Origin of the sequence: Leisingera sp. ANG-DT, from assembly GCF_000813785.1 — a bacterium.
GTDB lineage: Bacteria > Pseudomonadota > Alphaproteobacteria > Rhodobacterales > Rhodobacteraceae > Leisingera.
The window spans coordinates 91,172-110,533 of record NZ_JWLE01000004.1; the positions used below are offsets into that span (position 1 = coordinate 91,172).

Here is a 19,362-nt window from a genome sequence, read left to right on the forward strand (position 1 = left end):
GTGTAACAGAAGCTGATCCAACCCTTGGGAACAGGGCCAAGCCGGCCGCAACCGATTTCAGAAATAATCTGCGTCTCATGTATGGCCGGCCACCAACCCATAGTCTCGTCCCTGGCGCTTTACGCTACCCCAGCTGGCTAAACGTCCGGTTACGGCACGTAAAACTGAGCGTATTACCGAAAAATACATGAGCGGACGGTAGACGAGGCGTTGAAGCGGAAACAGCAGCAAGGACCATTTGCTTTCGTCTTCATCGGACGTGATGGCAATGGCTGCAATCAACAGCTCCAACGCCGGGAGTGCTAGGTAGGCCCATATGTACTGCGCCGGCTGTGTGTGCTGGGAACCTCCAACCTCGCCGGCCCAGCCACCGGCCATCAGCTTGTACAGCATCAAGATCACAAACAGATCTGCGATAGGGGCCAACAGCGGGAAAACATAGCCAAACACAAACATGTCAGAAATTGATACCAGGCCAACCGAACGCCTCTCAATGATCGCCCGTTTATGCTTCCAGGCGCTTTGGAACATTCCAAAGGACCAGCGAAGCCGCTGTTTCAGAAGCTGACCGACCTTTTCCGGCACTTCGGTGTACGCCTTGGCCTTTGGCTCGAAGACGATATTATACCCCGCCCGGTTCACCTGAATTGTGAGGTCAGTATCTTCGGTAAGAGTTTCCTCACTGAACAATCCCGCTTTCTTCAAAGCCTCAACCCGCCACGCACCGATGGCTCCTGGAACCACAAGAATGCCGTTAATCAGGTCAAACGCTTTCCTTTCGACATTCTGGGACGTTGCATACTCAAATGCCTGCAGCCGGGTCAGCAGGTTCACACGGTTGCCTGCAATGATTTTACCTGCCACCGCACCGGTCTTCGGATCTGCAAAGTGCCTGACAAGATGTGTAATTGCGTTCCTGCCCACTTGCGTATCCGCATCGATGCAGACGACAAACTCAGCATCTGTGCTCAATATCGCCCTGTTAAGCGCACTCCACTTCCCTTGGTTTGGTTGTGAGATAAGGCGGACTTCGCTCTTGTGGCCAAACTTGAGCACCTCAATAAGCGTGTCGTCGGTGGAGCCGTCATCCACCACGATAATTTCCAGGTTCTTGTAGCCGCTGGCGCGCACGCTTTCGATGCTCTGGGAGATCACCTTTGCCTCATTGTGGGCGGGAATTATCACCGCAACCTTCGGCTGTCTTTGCAGGGGTGTAAATCTTTCACGGCGGTTCAAAAGCGCCAGGATAAGAATGCCGGCTGAGCGAACTATGCCAATTGCGAGCACCATCCAGAAAACAACAACGACAGCTTGCTGCGCCATCCAGACAATGGAGAAGGAAACTCTGTCAAAGGCCGGGGATCCGCCCTCGGCAACAGGCATCAGCGCAGCCCGGTTGGCGCCAAGAAGGTCCGCCAGCGTCGTAAACTCATAGCCTTTTGCCCGCAGCGATCGGATTATCGGGCGAACTGCGTCTACTGTGGCAGTACGGTCCTGGCCACCGTCATGCAAAAGAATGACATTGCCGCTTCCCTGTTCCACCTGGTCTATCACATAATTTGCGATCTCCCCGCTGTCCCAGCCTTCCCAATCCTTGGGAACAATATCCATACCCGCAATCGCGAACCCCCGGGCTTCAGCTGCCTCCAGTGAGGCCACCCGCTCTGCGCTGATCGGGCCACCGCTACGCTGGAAGGGTTCGCGGTAGAGCAAGGTCTTCCGACCGGTAGATCCAGCCAGGATTTTGGCTGAGAGCGAAAACTCCAAATCAACGCGGGTGTTGGAGATCTGGTCCATTCTGGGGTGAGAAAAGCTGTGCGCACCGACCTCGTGCCCTTCGTCAACCATCCGGGTGACCAGGTCGGGAGAATCCATGACACTGGTGCCGACAACAAAGAAGGACCCCGGAACGTTCTCTTCCTGCAGGATATCCAGAATTTCCTTGGTGTATTTTTCATGCGGACCGTCATCAAAGGTCAGCACAAGCTTGCGCCTGTCCGGTTTGCCGTAGAGCTCAATCGAATACGGCTTGGGCAGAAGGCTATAGGTCTGGTTGCTGATCAGGCCACTCTCCGCCTCGAAGGACAATTGACGTGCTCCTGCAGTTGCGCGCTGGTCGATGCGGATAAACGCGCCCTGTCCTTTGTAATCAACATAGTTATTGAGCTTTACAACATGAAGCTCAGCCCCCAAAACATCTCTGGAAGCATCTTGATGCTGCAGGACTTTCCAAATTCCGGGATCCTCTTGCCCAAGAGACCACACGGCAACGTTGGCAATGCCAAGCTCCTTGAAGCGCACCAGCTGGTTGTGTGCTGACGCGGCATCCAGCATCCAGATTTTGCGCTGACGTCCTTGGGCGTCACGGTAGCGGCTAAAGCTATTTTGGGCTTTGGCGCTGAACCGCAATTTTGCTCCTGAGGAGCTTACTCTATGCATGGCTTCCGAGTATGACAAGACCTCAGGCTTTGATACGCCAGACGTCCACTCAACCGAGAAATTGCCGAGCGCGACAACCAGCTTACCTGCTCCGACGGCCTGAACTGCCTCAGCGGACAAGTCCTCAATCCAAGTGTACGGTGCAAGCGGACCTGGCACGGTCTCCGCCCATGGCTCCTGAAAGAGCTTCAGGATGATCTGGTCAAACAGATCAGTCAGATCGGGTTCCTTCCAATGGGGCTGCTGGCCCGCAAGGACAGTACAGGCTTTCAGCCCTCGGGAACGGAATGCTTTTGAGAAGCCCGACATCAGAGGCCTGAGGCGACGGAACGCGTCTGGCTTCAATCCAGTGAAGTCCAGGCATGCACCTTGGGCATTCAATGCCGCTACAGCGGCGGCCATATCTTCGGCAAGGGCCGCCACGCGCTCTGCATTTGCCAGGCTATCCAGAAAGACCTCTTTCTGCCTTGCCTCACCCAGCAAAATGACCGGCAAAAGCTGCGGACGCAAAGCCGCCCCGGCAATGTACTCTTCAACAGCAATCCGGGTATCCTTGCTGATAACGGATACTGCAGGACGGCCCTTTTTCTCGACAATGCTGATCCACTCAGGCACGACCACGCCAATTTGGCCGCAACTGTCATCCAGCGACAAAAATGCTTGTTCAGATGACACAGGCACATGACCAAAAACCTTGGGAACCGCCGTGTTTGCCAGTGCCGAAAAAAGGGGCTGTTTGCGTCCATCTCCACAGGAAGTTTCTGCTTCTGGTACCGCAAAGGCCGAAGCCAAATGAACCTGATCGTGATGACCGGAACCGCCCGCGGTAATGGAAGAATGAATATGTTTGTCATCGTGGAAGGGATTCAGCTCCCGCAGTGCAGACTGCAAAGAGAAAGAGCCATCAAGAAAAAGCACAGCCCAGCAAATGACAGCCGTTAGCAAGGCAATAAGAACAGCCCTAACCCGGCGCACACGGACCCTTTTGGGATCGGCAAATACCCTGCCGGATGACGCAACAGTTTCAAGTCTGTTCTGATGAAAGGAAAACCGCCTCAAACAGCCACCCTCCGAACACAGCAGTACTGCGCTTCGAAAGCCGCCAGGCACACACCTGCAAAGCAAATATCAACACTGCTGTTAGCCACGGTCCCCCGACCCCTTTGCAGGCCAACACTGCCGTCAAAATCGCGCGGTGCCTGTCCCCACAGACTTCCACGCATGACAATCAGATCAGGCTACATGGCGTCCAATTTCCCCATTGAGGGAGGGCTTGTCAAAATTTCCTCAAATTTTAGCGGAAATTTCCTTTTAAACTCCGAGTTCAAGCGACAATTCCATGACTTTCGGAGGCACTGTTGCCACAAGCCGCATTAAGTACAGCTGCACGGGAGTCAGTCTAGTACCGTGGACACCCCTAGAATCAGATTCCCAAAGGAGGACGGCGTCGTGCGGGCACAGGCTGTTGCGGACACGGAGACAATAGCTGGTGATTATCGGGATTGCGTGAAAAATCCAGCGGGACGTGCGAGGTTTGATTCAGTTTCTGCAAAAAATTATTGTTTCTCTTAGGAAGCGTTCTATCACCTTTTACCCAAGGGGTTTTCAACCGAATGAAAATCCAAGCTTGGGCAAGACCGCTTAGTGGGGTTCACATGAAGATATCTGTAAAACTGATGGCCGCCGTTCTTTTGGGCGCCATTCCATCTCTTGTCCTGGCGGACCCGAAGCCGCGCAGCGCCAAGCCTGCACCCCCGCACCTTGTATCGAAAATCTATGCTGGGAATACTGATATCTGGGCTGAAGGGTGCAATGGCGGCATCTACTACTCGCCTAATCAGCAAGCCCGCGCCTGGTGCGGCGACAACAGTGACAGCCTTGGCGCCGGGGAATGGAATGTCGACGCCCAGGGCCGCTTGTGCCACCAGCTGTCTTGGTATTGGCCCAACAACAGCCGGGCAGGAAAGAGTCTTGGCGATCAAACGTGCATTTCTCATGTTGTCGACCGCTGGGGAACAGTTTGGCGTAGCTGGCCAAATGACGCGGAATGGTGGCCGCTGTCTGGAAAACACTCTGGAATTAAGGATTATTCCGGGATGAAAAAGGGTTACAAATTTCATTCGAATGTTATGGCAACCCGTTCAAAACTGGGGCTTTAGCAGCTGTTTTATGGTTCGCTTGGAACTTGAAGCGTGCTAATAAGCAGCCCTACCATTATCAGACAGGCACTGCGTGCAGCGCCTAAAATCACATCTTGTAATTTCAGATTGAATACGCTCAATGCGTCAACAAGTCCTAAGTTTTTTGAGCAAAGGGCATTGGGCTGATCAACATCGCCTTGATGTTCTTAGCGTATTTTGGATTTGGGTACGCTCGGAATTTAATGACTGATCAGCAGTTCAAGTCTTCGCCGCCTTCTTGAGCCCGCTTTAGCTTTTCTGAAGCGAACCCCGAGCAACCGCAGCAAATTCTCACTTTCTGCCTGACCGGGATGAGTGGCTTTAGCGCTCGGTCGGCGGTCAGGAAGTCGGTTTGAGCAGCCTGCAGCCATAGCTTCCGGTAACGGGAGCGGCAACTTTGTCCGCGACCTGTAAATTCCCACCTTAAAAGTGCTGCGCGGTGCGCGAACGGCCGGAATGGCCGCCGCACCGCAACATGAGAAGTTGCGCGCGTGCAGAAAAATCCTAGCAGCGAGCGCACGCAGCACAAATTAGCAACGACTGGTGTGGGCTCAGAGCCGTCGTCAACCCGACGGGGCTTTCTATCAGCCCGAAACCCTGACCTCCGCCCTCACCCCCGGTCGATCCGTGCCTGATAGCAGTTGTTGCGCGATGACCGGATGTGGATGTAGTCCACCCGCTCATCGGCAAAAATCGCCTCGGCCCGCCCCATCATCTCCGCCTGCGGGATCACGATGCCGGTGCCGTAAACGATCCGGTGATCGGCGCTGTAGCCCTTGATCAGGTAATCGGGAGAGCCTTCCAGAGCCTCCGGCACCGCCTCGCCGTCATGGCGTTCGCAATGATCCGCGCACAGGAAGATCGGCCCGGTCTCGGCATAGGGCTGTGCCTCGGGGAAGGGGCGGTGGGCGAGGATCAGCATCTCCTTGCCCTCGGGGATGTAGTGCAGGCAGTGGCGGCAGGGGTTGCCGCCGCCGTCCGACACCGTGCGCTCCGGCATCTGGCCATGGGCGTCAGAGCCGCCATCCTGCAGGGCGCGGACGGTATCGGTGGGCAGGGCGGTGATCTTGGTCATCGGGTTTCTCCTTTGCTGCCAGCACCCTGCCCGAACTGCAGGGCGGCAATCGACCCGGATCTTGCGCATCCCGCAGTGAGTTGGAGTAAAGCCCTCCCGCCCGCCGGGCGGGCATTGAAAATGCCCTGCGGCGGTTGGGCGTAGCGCCGCGCAGGCGCGCGGCGCGGCACCGCATTCCAGCAGGACTCCACATGAGAACAAAACGGGAATATCATACCCCCATGTTTGCCGAATTCGCCTGTCTCTCCAACTTCACCTTCCTCACCGGCGCCTCCCACCCGGAGGAGTATGCGGCGCGCGCGCTGGAACTGGGGCTTGGCGCCTTTGCCATCGCGGATGAAAACTCGGTGGCGGGCATCGTGCGCGCCCATGCGGAGTGCCGCGACATTGCCCGCCGGGTGCGGGAGCGGCAGGCCTGGGACCGTACACACACACCCATCGGCCCGCCGCGCCCCGCAGATATTGCGCAACCCGCCTCCTTCCCGGTTTATGAAACCGTGCGGCTGATCCCGGCAGCGCGGCTGATCTTCAGCGACGCGCCGGAGGTGATCGCGCTGCCAGTGACCCGCGTGGGCTGGGGCAGCCTGACCCGGCTGCTCTCAACCGGGCGGCTCAGGGCAGAGAAGGGCAGCTGCATCCTGCATCTCTCCGACCTGATGGAATTTGCGGACGGCCTCCACCTGCTGCTGCTGCCGCAGGCGGGACATGCGCCCTGCGGCGCGGGCGGATGGGGGCCGCATATGGACGCGCTGACGCGCCGCTTTGCCGGGCGGATGCACCTGTTGATGACGCCAGCCTATGACGGCGGCGACCGGGCCCGCTTTGCCGCGCTTGCAGAGCTGGCGGAACATCTCAACCTGCCCCCCTTGGCCAGTGCCGCGCCCAAAATGCACCATGGCAGCCGCCGCCGCCTGGGCGATGTGCTGAGTGCCATCCGGCTGCGCTGCAAGGTGGAGGAGCTGGGCCGCGCTGCCATGGCCAACGCGGAGCAGCGCCTGCGCTCGGAGGGGGAAATGCGCCGCTTGTTCCGGGGTTATGAGACGGCGGTGGACAACGCGGGTCATCTGGCGGAGCAGCTGACGTTCTCCTTGGATGAGCTGCGCTATGACTACCCGGACGAGGGGCGCGAGAGCGAAACCCCGCCCCAGCGGCTGCGGCGGCTGGCCGAGGAGGGCCTCAGCTGGCGCTACCCCGGCGGCGCGCCGCAGCGGGTGCGCGCCCTGCTGGAGCATGAACTCGCCCTGATCGCCAAGCTGAAATACGATCCCTATTTCCTCACCGTGCGCGACATCGTCGCCTTTGCCCGCTCCCGCGGCATTCTCTGCCAGGGGCGCGGCTCGGCGGCAAACTCGGTGGTCTGCTACTGCTTGGGTGTCACCTCCGTCAGCCCGGAACTGGGCACCATGGTGTTCGAGCGATTCGTCAGTGAAGCCCGCGACGAGCCGCCCGACATCGACGTGGATTTCGAGCACGAGCGGCGCGAGGAGGTGATCCAGTGGATCTATGAACGCTACGGCCGCCACCGGGCGGGCCTCTGCGCCACGGTGATCCACTACCGCGGCAAGCGCGCCATCCGCGAGGTGGGCCGCGCCATGGGCCTGACGGAGGACACCATCTCCGCCATGTCCTCGCAGCTCTGGGGGTTTTTCAGCGCCAAGGGGGTGGAGGCCGAGCGGATGCGCGAGATCGGCCTGGACCCGAACAGCCGCCGCCTGCAGCTGACCCTGCAGCTGGTGGAGCAGATCATCGGCTTCCCCCGCCACCTCAGCCAGCATGTGGGCGGTTTCATCATCACCCAAGGGCGGCTCGATGAACTGGTGCCCATTGAAAATGCCACCATGGAGGGCCGCACGGTCATCTGCTGGGACAAGGATGACATCGACACGCTGGGCATTCTCAAGGTCGATGTGCTGTCGCTGGGGATGCTCACCTGCATCCGCAAGGCGTTTGATCTGATGCGCCAGCATCACCAGCTGGACTACAGCCTGGCGACCCTGCCGCCGGAGGACCCGGCGGTCTACAACATGCTGTGCCGGGCTGACAGCATCGGCGTCTTCCAGGTCGAAAGCCGGGCACAGATGAACTTCCTGCCCCGGATGCGGCCGCGCAATTTCTATGACCTGGTGATCGAGGTCGCCATCGTCCGCCCCGGCCCGATCCAGGGCGACATGGTGCACCCCTATATCCGCCGCAGGAACGGCGAGGAGCCGGTGCATTTCCCCTCCGACGCGCTGGGGGAGGTGCTGGGCAAGACCCTCGGCGTGCCGCTGTTTCAGGAGCAGGCGATGCAGATCGCCATCGTCGGCGCCGGCTTCACGCCGGAGCAGGCCGACCGGCTGCGGCGGTCGCTGGCGACCTTCAAGAAACACGGCAACGTCAGCGAATTCCGCTCTCTGTTCCTGCGCGGCATGGCCAGGAACGGCTATGACGCGGAGTTCTCCGAACGCTGCTTTTCCCAGATTGAGGGCTTCGGTTCCTACGGCTTCCCCGAAAGCCATGCCGCCAGTTTTGCCCTGCTGGTCTATGCCTCGGCCTGGATCAAGTGCCACCATCCGGGGATCTTTGCCTGCGCGCTCTTGAATGCGCAGCCGATGGGCTTCTACGCGCCCGCCCAGATCGTCCGTGATGCCCGCGAACACGGGGTGGCGGTGCGCCCGGTCTGCATCAACAACTCCTACTGGGACAACGTGATGGAGCCTGACGGCCACGGCGGCCTGGCGCTGCGGCTGGGGTTCCGGCAGGTGAAGGGCCTGCGGGACGAGGACGCCGCCTGGCTCACTGCCGCCCGCGGCAACGGCTATCACGAGGTGGAGGACGTCTGGCGCAAGGCCGGCATCTCGCCGCCGGTAATCGAGCGGCTGGCCGAAGCGGATGCCTTTGCCGCCCTTGGCCTCAACCGGCGCGAGGCGCTGTGGGCCGCCAAGGCGATCACCGCCCGCAAGCCCCTGCCGCTGTTTGCCCGCGAGCTGGAAGGTGAGGGGATTTATGAGCCGGAGGCGGACCTGCCGCAGATGGGCCTGGGCGAGGAAGTGGTGGAGGATTACGTCGCCATGCGGCTGAGCTTGCGGGCGCATCCGGTGGCGCTGATCCGGCATCTGCTGACGCCGCAGGACACGGGCGGCGGTGCCAGAGGCGGGCCGGGGAGTTGAGTATTTGGGCAAAGAAGAAGCGCAGATTGATAGCAGGTATCTTGGTACCTTAATACCAAAGTTGAATCGTTCTATATCAGCCCTCTGAAAGGAGGGTGCGATGAAATCAGTAACCCGTGTTCAAACCGGCCTGCGCCTGGAGGCGCGGCTCCTGAAGACCATGAAGGCGCTGGCGGAATATCTGGACATTTCGGTGGCGGAACTGGTTGAGGGCATGGCGCTGCACGCCTTTGAAGGCAAGGCGCCGTTCTCGGAAGAAACCCTGAGCAAGATCGGGGCGCTGCGGGCGGTTTACGGGCTGGACCTGACCGCCGCCGACAGCCACAGCCTGACGGAGGATCCGCAATGAGCGAACGCACAGATTATGCCGTGATGGCAGCGGAGCTGGCCGCGGGCACGCTGCAGCCGCAGGGCTTCAGCCACCGGGCGCACCTGGGCGTGGCCTATGAAATCCTCTCCCGCCAAGAGGTGTTCGAGGGCATGGCCATCTATGCCCGTGGCTTGCGCCGGCTGACCGAAGCCGCCGGGGTGCCGGAGAAATTCAACGCGACAGTGACGCTGGCGTTCCTGAGCCTGACAGCGGAGCGGATGGCGGGTGGCGATTATGCGGACACGGAGGCCTTTCTGGACGGCAATGCCGACTTGCTGCAGCCCGGTGTTCTGCACCGCTACTTCCCGGCGGACACGCTGGCCAGCGATCTGGCGCGGCGGGTGCCGGTGCTGGTGCCGCAGAACGCCGGCAGCGGGGATGCCGCGCCGGCCCGGAGTTGAGTATTTCGGGAAAGATGAAGCGGCATTGCCGGGGTGCCGCGCCGTGATAACGCCAACTGTGGCAGGAAAGCCGGTTCACCCCGGCGCGGCAAGGCGTTAGAAGGCTTGCGAACATTGCCCAACCTTGCCCTGCCCCGGAGCTGATCCATGACCGCACCCAAACCCGTTGTCCTGTGCATTCTTGATGGCTGGGGCAGCGGCGAACCCGGCAAGGCAAACGCGCCCTATCTGGCGCAGACCCCAACTTTTGATGCGATCATGGCCAAGGGGCCGAGCGCCAGGCTGATCACCCATGGGCCGGATGTGGGCCTGCCGACCGGGCAGATGGGCAACTCCGAGGTGGGGCACACCAACATCGGCGCGGGCCGGGTGGTGGCGATGGACCTGGGCCAGATCGACCTGGCGATCGAGGACGGCAGCTTTTTTGAAAACGCGGCGCTGCAGGCGTTTATCGCGCAGCTGAAGGAAAGCGGCGGCGCGGCGCATCTGATGGGGCTGGTCTCCGACGGCGGTGTGCATGGGCATATCAACCACATCCTGGCGGCGGTGAAGGCGATCCATGACGCTGGAGTGCCGGTCTGGCTGCATGCGATCACCGACGGGCGGGATGTGGCGCCGAAATCGGCCTTTCGCCACTTCCGCCGGCTGGAGGAGAAACTGCCTGAAGGTGTGCGGATTGCCACAGTCACCGGGCGCTATTTCGCAATGGACCGGGACAACCGCTGGGGCCGCGTCAGCGAAGCCTATGATGCGATGATCCACGCCAAGGGCCGGCCCGGCCAGACCGCACACAGCGCGGTGGACCATGCCTATAACCAGTCGGAGACGGATGAGTTCATCGGCGCCACGGTGCTGCAGGGCTTTGACGGGGTGAAGGATGGCGACGGGTTTTTCTGCCTCAACTTCCGCGCCGACAGGGCGCGGGAAATTCTGCGCGCCATCGGTGAACCGGGGTTTGCAGAGTTCGATACCGGCCAGCGCCCGAAACTGGCGGCGCTGATGGGAATGGTGGAATACTCCGATGCCCATAATGATTACATGACCACCGCCTATCCGAAGGCGGCGATTGTCAACACGCTGGGCGCCTGGGTCGCCAAGCACGGCAAGACCCAGTTCCGTCTGGCCGAAACCGAAAAATACCCGCATGTGACGTTCTTCCTCAATGGCGGCAAAGAAGAGCCGGAAGAGGGCGAAGACCGTTTCATGCCGAAGTCTCCCAACGTGGCGACCTATGATCTGCAGCCGGAGATGTCGGCGCCGGAAGTGACGGAGAAATTCGTCGAGGCGATCGAGGCAGGCTATGACCTCATCGTGACCAACTACGCCAACCCCGACATGGTGGGCCACACCGGCGATCTGAAGGCGGCGATCCGCGCCTGCGAGGCGGTGGACCAGGGGCTGGCCAAGGTGGTTGCGGCGCTGGAGAAGGCAGGCGGTGCGATGATCGTCACCGCCGACCACGGCAACTGCGAGGTGATGGTGGACCCGGAAACCGGCGGCGCCCACACTGCCCACACGCTGAACCTGGTGCCGGTGGCGCTGGTCGGCGGGCCGGAGGGCGCGGCTTTGCGCGATGGCCGCCTGGCCGATCTGGCACCGACCATTCTGGAGCTGATGGGGCTGGAGAAACCGGCGGAGATGACCGGGGAGAGCCTGCTGTCATGATCCGGCGTGCGGGCCTGATGCTGCTGGCCCTGCTGGCCGCGCCGCTGCAGACGGCAGCGGACCCGGCGGATGCCGCGCGCGACGCGGCAGAACAGCTGGAAGCGGCCTCGGTCAAGCTGCAGGAGGCCGACAGTTCCCGCGACCGGGTGAAGGCGCTGACCGCTACCGTGCAGGCCTATGAAGCCGGCCTTGCGGCGATGCGCGACGGCCTGCGCCGGGTGGCGCGGCGTGAGGGGCAGCTGAGCGCGCAATTGGCGGCGCGGCAGGAGGAGGTCTCGGGCCTTCTGGGCATCATCCAGACCATTGAAACCTCGCCGCCGCCGGTCTTGATGGTGCATCCCTCCGGGCCTTTGGGGGCAGCGCGGTCTGCGATGATGCTGGCAGAGGTGACACCGGCGCTGCAGGCCAAGGCGCAGATGCTGAAGGCGGACTTGGACGAGGTGCAGGCGCTGCGGCTGCTGCAGCAGAACGCCGCCAAGACGCTGGAGGAGGGGCTGGCCGGCGTGCAGAGCGCCCGGGTGCAGCTGTCTACCGCGATTGCCGACCGCACCACATTGCCGAAACGCTTTACCGAGGATCCGGTGCGCACAGCGATCCTGATCTCTTCAACCGAGACGCTGTCAGGCTTTGCCGATGGTCTGGCGGAAATTGCCGGCGGTGAGATTGCTGCCAGCGAAGCCGACATCAGCGGTTTGCGCGGCACGCTGCCCCTGCCGGTTGAGGGGCTGCTGTTGCGCGGCTACGGCGAACGCGATGCCGCGGGCATTGCCCGGCCCGGCTGGCTGGTTGCGGCCCGCCCGCGGGCGCTGGTCACATCGCCCACCGCGGCCACCATCCGCTATCGCGGGCCGCTGCTGGACCTGGGCAACGTGGTGATTCTGGAACCGCAGCCGGAGACGCTGTTTGTGCTGTCGGGCCTGGCCGAGGTGTTCGGCGAGGCGGGGCAGGTGATCCCCGAGGGCACACCGGTCGGATTGATGAGCGGAGAAAACCCGAAACCGGACGCAATTCTGTCAACAAGCGGTGAAGGGGGTGGAACTGACCGGACAGAAACGCTCTATATAGAAGTGAGAATGGACAACAGCCCGGTGGACCCCGAAACGTGGTTCCGCACTGGAAAAGGTGGATGAAGGCTTGATGAAAAAATTTGCGATGGCCGCCGTTGGCGGTACGCTGGCAGGGATCGTAGCGACAACCTATGTGGCAGGCCCCTTGCTGGCGCAGGAAGGCGCGCGCGAGGCTAACGTCTATGAGCAGCTGGACCTGTTTGGCGATATCTTTGAGCGCATCCGGGCGCAGTATGTCGAGGAAGTCGACGAGAAGGAGCTGATCGAGGCGGCGATCGGCGGCATGCTGGCGTCGCTGGATCCGCATTCCAGCTATCTGTCGCCGGATGATGCGGCCAGCATGCGGGTGCAGACCCGCGGCGAGTTCGGCGGCCTCGGGATCGAGGTCACTCAGGAGGAGGGCTTTGTCAAAGTTGTCTCCCCCATTGACGGCACCCCGGCGGATGAAGCCGGGATGGAAGCCGGCGATTTCATCACCCACGTGGACGGCGAAAGCGTTCTGGGCCTGTCGCTGGATGACGCGGTGGAGCTGATGCGCGGACCGGTTGGATCGGAGATCGTGATCACCGTTGTGCGAGAGGGCGAGGCGGAGCCGTTTGACGTGTCGATCATCCGCGACACCATCAAGCTGACTGCGGTACGCGGCCGCACCGAGGGCGACACCGTGGTGATGCGGATCACCACCTTCAACGACCAGACCACGCCGAACCTTGAGGAAAACCTGAAGAAGCAGATCGAGGAAGCCGGCGGCATGGAGAACGTCAACGGCATCGTGCTGGACCTGCGCAACAATCCGGGCGGCCTGCTGACCCAGGCGATCAAGGTGGCCGACAGCTTCCTGGAGTCGGGTGAGATCGTCTCCACCCGCGGCCGCGATCCGGAAGACGGCGAGCGGTTCAACGCCACCCCGGGCGACCTGGCAGAGGGCAAGCCGATTGTGGTGCTGATCAACGGCGGCTCGGCCTCGGCGTCAGAAATCGTTGCAGGTGCGCTGCAGGACCACCGCCGCGCTATCGTGGTGGGCACCAAGTCCTTCGGCAAGGGCTCGGTCCAGACCGTGATGCCGCTGAAGGGCGAGGGTGCGATGCGCCTGACCACCGCGCGCTATTACACGCCGTCGGGCCGGTCGATCCAGGCGCTGGGCGTGTCCCCCGACATCGTGGTGGCTCAGCCGCGCCGGGTGGCTGCGGCTGAGGAGGAGAATGACTCGCCCGCCCGCCGTTCCCGTTCGGAAGCCGACCTGCGCGGCAGCCTGAACAACGACAGCCTGTCCGAGGATGAAATCCGCCAGATCGAGGAAGAACGCGAGAAGGCCGAGAAAGCCGCGGAACTGCGCGAGCAGGATTACCAGCTGGCCTATGCCATCGACATCCTGAAAGGGATGGTGGCGCTGGGGCCGAAGTAAGCCCGCGCAAACACGCATCAGGAAGGGGCCGTCCGGTTGGGCGGCCTTTTTCATTTTTGCTGTGCCGCCGGGTCTGGCGGGGTTTGGGTGCTGTACCGTTGTTGCGCTGTGTCCCAGTTAAGGGGGCGGCGCCGCCGGGGTGGAGGTGGACAGACCCCGCCGGGGGCCTGCTCGGACAGGATATCCTGGACGACCCCCTTTTTATCAGGGCCGGTCTCCGGGGTGTCGCGCAGGCAGCCTCACAGATGCCTGCGCCTCGTACCATGGCCCATGCGCGGAGCCATGGCGGGGGATCGCGATCTTTTGGGAGTATGGCAGAGGGGAATGAGAATTGCGTGAAGGGGGCGTACGGTGGGTACGCAACACCTTGGCGGAAGTGAGCTTTTCCGCCCGGAACAAGGCGCGCAGCGCCGCCGGGCGAGCGCCTGCCCGCCCGCACGGGCTGGCGCTTTCGAGAGGGTAATGCTCCCTTGAGAACTCGTACGGACGCGGCTGGGATAAACTGCCCCACGCAAGCGTTGCAGCGCCACCCCGCGGGCAGGCGCCCGCCCGGCTGGGTCGCAATGATTTGAAAATCAACGCCCGATATCCGGCGTACTGACGGGGCGGGCTGGTCTATGCTCCGCCCATGATGTTTGACCTGCCTGATTCCCGCACGCTTTACCAAGCGTTGCTAGACCGTGATGCCGCCTATGAAGGGCGCGCCTATGTCGGTGTGACTTCCACCGGCATCTTCTGCCGGCTGACTTGCCCGGCGCGCAAACCGAAGTATGAGAACTGCCGGTTTTTTGCCACGCCGGGCGAGTGCATCGAGGCGGGCTTTCGCGCCTGCAAGCGCTGCAAGCCCTTGGCCGCCGCCGCGGGCGATGATCCGATCGTGCAGGACCTGCTGGCGCGGCTGGAGGAACGCCCCGCCTACCGCTGGGGCGAGGGGGATCTGGTGCGGCTGGGGCTGGATGCCTCCACTGTGCGGCGCGCGTTCAAGCGGCATTTCGGCATGACCTTCCTGGAGATGGCGCGGCAGCGCCGCTTGCGTGAGGGGTTCACAGCGCTGAAAGCCGGCGAGCCGGTGATTGCGGCGCAGATTGATGCCGGTTTTGAGAGCGCCAGTGCCTTCCGCGCGGCATTCGCGAAACTGGTGGGGATTGCACCGGGGGCGTTCCGCAAGGATGCGCTGCTGCTGGCGGATTGGATCGACACGCCCTTGGGCGCGATGATTGCGATCAGCTGCGCCCATCAGCTGCACTTGCTGGAATTTGCCGACCGCAAGGCGTTGCCGCGGGAGGTGGCCAAGCTGCAAAAGGCGCAGCCCGGCGGATTGGGCTTTGGCCGTCCCGCACCGACCGCGCAGATTGCAGAGGAGCTGCGCCACTTCTTTGCCGGTGAGGGCGCGGATTTCCGGACCCCGCTGGCGCTGCACGGCACCGCGTTCGAGCGCGAGGTCTGGCGCTATCTGCTGACCATCCCGGCAGGCGAGACCCGCAGCTATTCGCAGATCGCGCGGGAGCTGGGCCGGGCCTCCGCCACCCGGGCGGTGGCGCGGGCCAACGGCTCCAACCAGCTGGCGCTGGTGGTGCCCTGCCACCGGGTGCTGTCGGCGGACGGATCGCTGACCGGCTATGGCGGCGGCTTGTGGCGTAAGCAGCGGCTTATTGAAATTGAAACAGGCTACAGACAGAGGATTTCAGCATGACATATTCCGAGCGCGCCAAGGCATTTGCGGCGCTGCACCAGCCGGGTGATCCGGTGGTGCTCTACAACATCTGGGATGCGGGCAGCGCCAAGGCGATTGCCGGGGCGGGCGCCAAGGCCCTGGCGACCGGCAGCTTCCCGGTGGCGGCGGCGCAGGGGTTCCCGGATGGCGAACAGGTGCCGCTGGAGTTTGTGCTGGGCAATGCGGAGCGCATCATTGCGGCCACAGATCTGCCGGTGACGATTGACTTCGAAGGCGGATACGCGCGCGGGCCGGAGCATCTGACCGCCAATGTGAAGCGGCTGGCGGAGACCGGCGCGGTGGGCCTCAACTTCGAGGATCAGGTGGTCGGTGGCGAGGGCTTTTACAGCATCGAGGAGCAGGCGCGGCGGGTGGCTGCGGTGCGGGCGGCCCATGCGGACATCTTTGTGAATGCGCGTACAGATCTGTTTCTGAAGGAAAAGGATGCCGCCAAACACGCCGTCCTGCTCGGCGAAGCGCTGGAGCGCGCGGCGGCTTATGCCGAGGCTGGCGGCAACGGGTTCTTTGTGCCGGGGCTGACCGATCCCGATCTGATTGCGCGGGTCTGCGAGGGCTGTTCGCTGCCAGTCAACACGATGATGCGCGGCATCACGCTGGAGACCGCGCGGCAGGCCGGTGTGGCACGCTGCAGCTATGGTCCGATTCCGCACGCCAAGCTGATGCAGGTGCTGGCGGAGCATTTCCAGGCGCTGGAATAAACCCTTAGGGCCAGGCCCTTACATCGTTTCCAGGCAGTGGCGGCGGAAGGCGCGCTTCAGCATGTCGAGCTCAGCGCGCAGCAATTCGACTTCAGCTCGCAGGTCGTCGGCCACTGCCTCCCCTGCGATCAGGGTGAAATCGCCCAGCCGGGTGCTGTCTGCGGCATCAAAGATCACAAAGGTCTGCACCCCGTCGGCCACAGCCTCTGGCGGCACCGGCACGGCCACCAGCCAGTCGCGCTCTGCCGTGCCTTCCGTCAGGATCACGTTTTCGACCGGCTGATCCTGAAACATCACGGTGATGTCCGGCTTGGCACCGCTGACCGGGGCATTGCCGATCTTGCCTTCCCAGATACCGTTGCGGAAGCGGATTTTGGTCAGTGTCAGGTCGCTCATGTCAAATCCCTCATGGGGCTGGCTCCTCAGATCGCCGCGCGGCGGTGGCGCGAGAAGGTCAGGTCGCGCAGGATCACCTGGTTCAGGTCCGGCGCCTCAAAGATCAGGTCGAGCCAGATCTTCTCGATCCGCTTTTCGTTCAGCTTGGAATAGGCCAGGTCGAACTCCACCACGATGTTCTTTTCCTCCTGCGGCAGCTCGCGCACCAGCTGTTCGGTGTTGGGGCCGTGCTGGATATTGAGGCGGGCGAAGATCTCAATCGGCTTTTCGGATTCGATGATGCTGTCGATACGCAGAAGGTGCTGGCGGGTGATGCCCTGCACCGCCTCCGGCGGCAGGTCGATCACCAGCGACAGGAAGGAGCCGTCGAATTTGAACACATCCATGCGCAGGCCGAAGGGGGCGAGGTCCTCCTCGCGGGTATTCCGGAGCTGGCGCAGGGTCAGTTCAGAGAAGGCGCAGTCGTGGAACAGCTGCACCTCATCGCCCAGCCGGGCCTTGGGCGGCACCGAGGCGAGGCCGCGTTCCGGCAGCGGACCGCGCCACATTTCCGGGCGCCAGGACCAGTCGGTGCCATGCGGGCGCGGAAAGAAGGAGGAGCCGATCTGCGGCAGCGCCAGGCGGCCGTCGGCGGTGTGGATGAGCCGGTCCAGATGGGTGCGCAACTGGCGGGCCTGGTTGCGCTGGCGGCGCAGTTCCGACAGCGGCGCGCGCGAGGACTCCTCAGCCGCGGCGCGCCAGCGGCGCAGGCTGCGCAGGTGAAGCAACCGATCCATGATCCTGCCCATCGTGCTCTCTCTCGCCTGTTATTGGGTCTTCTTTGCCCGTGCTGCCCCGCTGCGGGGCTGGCGGCAGTGTAACCGCGCAGGCCTATTGAAATAAACCGGCAATCCGCTGGCTGAGCCTGCGTTTTTTGCGCGGCTCCGGGATGGCTTCTGCGTTCTGCGCCAGCATCTGCACCGGGCGGGGCTGCGGGCGCAGGCCGGGTGCGGGTACTGCGGCGGCCGGGCGCGGCGTCGCCGCCGCGGTCTCCAGCGACGGCAGGGTGGAGGCCTCCAGCGTGCGGTGGGTCATTTCGTTCAAGAGCGCGGCTCCTTGGCTGCCAAGCGCCCGGCTGCCTTCAGGCGCGTAAAGCGCCAGCGCGACAAGGTGGCGGTCCAGCACGAATGCACCGCGCCAGTGCACCGGGCTGGCGCCGTCGGCGACAGCGCCGGGGAACTCCAGCTTGACCAGCGGCAAGAGCTGATCCTCGCTGGTTTCCAGAACTTTGGCGTCCGGGAACATGGCGGCGATGTCAGCCGTCTGCGGTGCGGCGGCACCAGCTTTGGCGGGGCCAACCGACGCGGTGAGCACCGCCGACTTTTTGGCGCCGAACCAGTTCTGGCGGCCCATCCGGCTGCAATGTGCGAGGAGAGCAAAACCGCCGTCCTTGTCCGGCTGGCTGCTGCGGCGGTCAAAGCAATAGGCATCGGGTGCGGCCAGCAGCACATCACCGCCGCCAAAGGACATCACCTGAACCCCGGCCTGCGGCGCCTGGCTGGCGGTGCGGGAGGCAAAGGGCATGCCTTGGGGGGACGGGCTGCATCCCGCCAGAGCGAGGGCTGCGAGCACAATCGCCGCCGCCGCGCCGCACCGCATGGGCGCCTTTCCGCCGGGCGCGGCAAAAGGCACGGATTTCCCGTTGCTTGTTCTGGTCACTGCTGGTCCTGCCGGTCTTGTTTTTTGCAGGAATCATTACGGAGCAGGGGGCGGGGCGGCAAGCCTGAACCGCCACCAGGCGTGCCTGCCTTGCCTTGGCGTTGCAGCAATGCATAACGTGGGCCGGATTGCCGCCGGCTCCTGATGCGGCGCGGAGGACCTATGCACGACTGGCACAGCTACAGAGCGCATGAGGCGATGGTGCGCTTTGCCCGGCAACAGCCGGCGCTGTGGCGCCTGATGCTGGGGCTGGTGCTGGTGGCCTCGGTCAGCTTTGCCCTGACGGCGGCGCTGCAGGTGATCCTGGCCGGGCTGTTTCCGGGCGATTGGCTGCAGGGGCTGGCGGATGGCAGCACGCCGGGCGCGATGCTGGTGCTGCTGGGCAGCTTTGCCTTTCTGTCGCTGGGCGTGGCGATGGCGGCGCGGCTGTTCCACCAGCGCGGCTTTGCCACCGTGACCGGCCATCTGCGTCCGCTGGTGCATCAGTTTGGACGGGTCAGCCTGTACCTGCTGGGCCTCAGCCTGCTGCTGATGGCCTTGCCGCCCTATGACATGGGGCCGCCGATGACCCAGAACCTGCCGTTCTGGACCTGGCTGGGCATTCTGCCGCTTTCTATCGTTGCAGTGCTGGTGCAGACCGGATCGGAGGAAATCCTGTTCCGCGGCTATATCCAGCAGGCGCTGGCGGCACGGTTCCGCCACCCTGCGGTTTGGCTGCTGGGGCCCTCGGCACTGTTTGCACTGGGCCATTACCTGCCGACAGAGGCCGGGGGCAATGCGCTGGTGATTACCGCCTGGGCCGGGCTGTTCGGGGTGCTGATGGCGGACCTGACGGCGCGGGCCGGCACGCTGGGGCCTGCGATGGCGGTGCATTTCTTCAACAACGTCACAGCACTTTTGCTGTTCGGCTCCCCTACCAGCCTCAATGGGCTGGCATTGTATCTGATCCCCTTTGATCTGGCCGACGTGCAGGCGCTGCGGCCGTGGATGGCGGTGGATTTCCTTCTGATGGGTGTCAGCTGGCTTTGCGCAAGGCTTGCCATACGCCGCTGATTGCAATTGCGGCAAATGCGCCTTATCTGGG

At 62.9% G+C, this 19,362-nt stretch carries 15 protein-coding genes; 10 read left to right on the plus strand and 5 right to left on the minus strand.

Going from position 1 to position 19,362, the window contains the following annotated elements:
* Nucleotides 1-75: 75 nt before the first annotated feature.
* The gene (locus tag RA21_RS04835; RefSeq protein ID WP_241483475.1) at nt 76-3,357 is read right to left on the minus strand and encodes a glycosyltransferase; all 3,282 of its coding nucleotides are present in this window, start codon (nt 3,355-3,357) and stop codon (nt 76-78) included.
* 737 nt (nt 3,358-4,094) lie between these two features.
* On the opposite strand from RA21_RS04835, the gene RA21_RS22235 reads away from it, so the two are divergent.
* Complete coding sequence (locus RA21_RS22235; RefSeq protein ID WP_082008894.1) at nt 4,095-4,598, plus strand: DUF995 domain-containing protein; 504 nt, start codon at nt 4,095-4,097, stop codon at nt 4,596-4,598.
* A gap of 631 nt (nt 4,599-5,229) precedes the next feature.
* On the opposite strand, the gene RA21_RS04840 is transcribed toward RA21_RS22235, so the two are convergent.
* The gene (locus tag RA21_RS04840) at nt 5,230-5,694 is read right to left on the minus strand and encodes a DUF1203 domain-containing protein (RefSeq protein WP_039146928.1); all 465 of its coding nucleotides are present in this window, start codon (nt 5,692-5,694) and stop codon (nt 5,230-5,232) included.
* A 221-nt stretch (nt 5,695-5,915) separates the two neighbouring features.
* Here RA21_RS04840 and RA21_RS04845 point away from each other — a divergent pair, with 221 nt between their 5' ends.
* The 8 genes from RA21_RS04845 to RA21_RS04880 all read left to right on the plus strand — a co-directional run bounded on the left by RA21_RS04845 (nt 5,916) and on the right by RA21_RS04880 (nt 16,184).
* Nucleotides 5,916-8,843: an error-prone DNA polymerase gene (locus tag RA21_RS04845; protein ID WP_039146931.1), complete on the plus strand. Its 2,928-nt coding sequence runs from the start codon at nt 5,916-5,918 to the stop codon at nt 8,841-8,843.
* Between the two features lie 100 nt (nt 8,844-8,943).
* Nucleotides 8,944-9,192 carry a hypothetical protein gene (locus RA21_RS04850; RefSeq protein WP_039146934.1) on the plus strand — a complete coding sequence of 83 codons (249 nt, stop codon included), beginning with the start codon at nt 8,944-8,946 and terminating at the stop codon, nt 9,190-9,192.
* Complete coding sequence (locus RA21_RS04855; protein ID WP_019294988.1) at nt 9,189-9,614, plus strand: hypothetical protein; 426 nt, start codon at nt 9,189-9,191, stop codon at nt 9,612-9,614. The genes RA21_RS04850 and RA21_RS04855 overlap by 4 nt, the downstream gene beginning before the upstream one ends.
* A 147-nt stretch (nt 9,615-9,761) precedes the next feature.
* Nucleotides 9,762-11,279 carry a 2,3-bisphosphoglycerate-independent phosphoglycerate mutase gene (gene gpmI / locus RA21_RS04860; protein WP_039146936.1) on the plus strand — a complete coding sequence of 506 codons (1,518 nt, stop codon included), beginning with the start codon at nt 9,762-9,764 and terminating at the stop codon, nt 11,277-11,279.
* Entirely contained in the window at nt 11,276-12,409 is a 1,134-nt protein-coding gene (locus RA21_RS04865) for a murein hydrolase activator EnvC family protein (RefSeq protein WP_039146938.1), read from the plus strand. The genes gpmI and RA21_RS04865 overlap by 4 nt, the downstream gene beginning before the upstream one ends.
* Nucleotides 12,410-12,416: 7 nt before the next feature.
* Nucleotides 12,417-13,751 (plus strand): S41 family peptidase, encoded by a 1,335-nt coding sequence (locus tag RA21_RS04870; protein ID WP_029204693.1) that lies wholly within the window; start codon nt 12,417-12,419, stop codon nt 13,749-13,751.
* 628 nt (nt 13,752-14,379) lie between these two features.
* Nucleotides 14,380-15,444: a bifunctional transcriptional activator/DNA repair enzyme AdaA gene (locus tag RA21_RS04875; protein WP_039146941.1), complete on the plus strand. Its 1,065-nt coding sequence runs from the start codon at nt 14,380-14,382 to the stop codon at nt 15,442-15,444.
* Nucleotides 15,441-16,184 carry an isocitrate lyase/PEP mutase family protein gene (locus RA21_RS04880; RefSeq protein WP_039146944.1) on the plus strand — a complete coding sequence of 248 codons (744 nt, stop codon included), beginning with the start codon at nt 15,441-15,443 and terminating at the stop codon, nt 16,182-16,184. The genes RA21_RS04875 and RA21_RS04880 overlap by 4 nt, the downstream gene beginning before the upstream one ends.
* Before the next feature lie 18 nt (nt 16,185-16,202).
* Here RA21_RS04880 and RA21_RS04885 read toward each other — a convergent pair whose 3' ends face one another.
* From RA21_RS04885 to RA21_RS04895, 3 genes are all read right to left on the minus strand, one after another.
* Nucleotides 16,203-16,580 (minus strand): hypothetical protein, encoded by a 378-nt coding sequence (locus RA21_RS04885; RefSeq protein ID WP_019294982.1) that lies wholly within the window; start codon nt 16,578-16,580, stop codon nt 16,203-16,205.
* A gap of 26 nt (nt 16,581-16,606) precedes the next feature.
* On the minus strand, nt 16,607-17,368 hold the full coding sequence (locus RA21_RS04890; protein ID WP_019294981.1) for a DUF6478 family protein: 762 nt from the start codon (nt 17,366-17,368) through the stop codon (nt 16,607-16,609).
* Between the two features lie 82 nt (nt 17,369-17,450).
* Nucleotides 17,451-18,143, minus strand: a complete 693-nt coding sequence (locus tag RA21_RS04895; RefSeq protein WP_241482002.1) for a hypothetical protein — start codon at nt 18,141-18,143, stop codon at nt 17,451-17,453.
* A gap of 297 nt (nt 18,144-18,440) precedes the next feature.
* Here RA21_RS04895 and RA21_RS04900 point away from each other — a divergent pair, with 297 nt between their 5' ends.
* A complete protein-coding gene (locus tag RA21_RS04900) occupies nt 18,441-19,331 on the plus strand; it encodes a CPBP family intramembrane glutamic endopeptidase (RefSeq protein ID WP_039146947.1) in 891 nt (296 codons plus the stop codon).
* Nucleotides 19,332-19,362 lie beyond the last annotated feature (31 nt).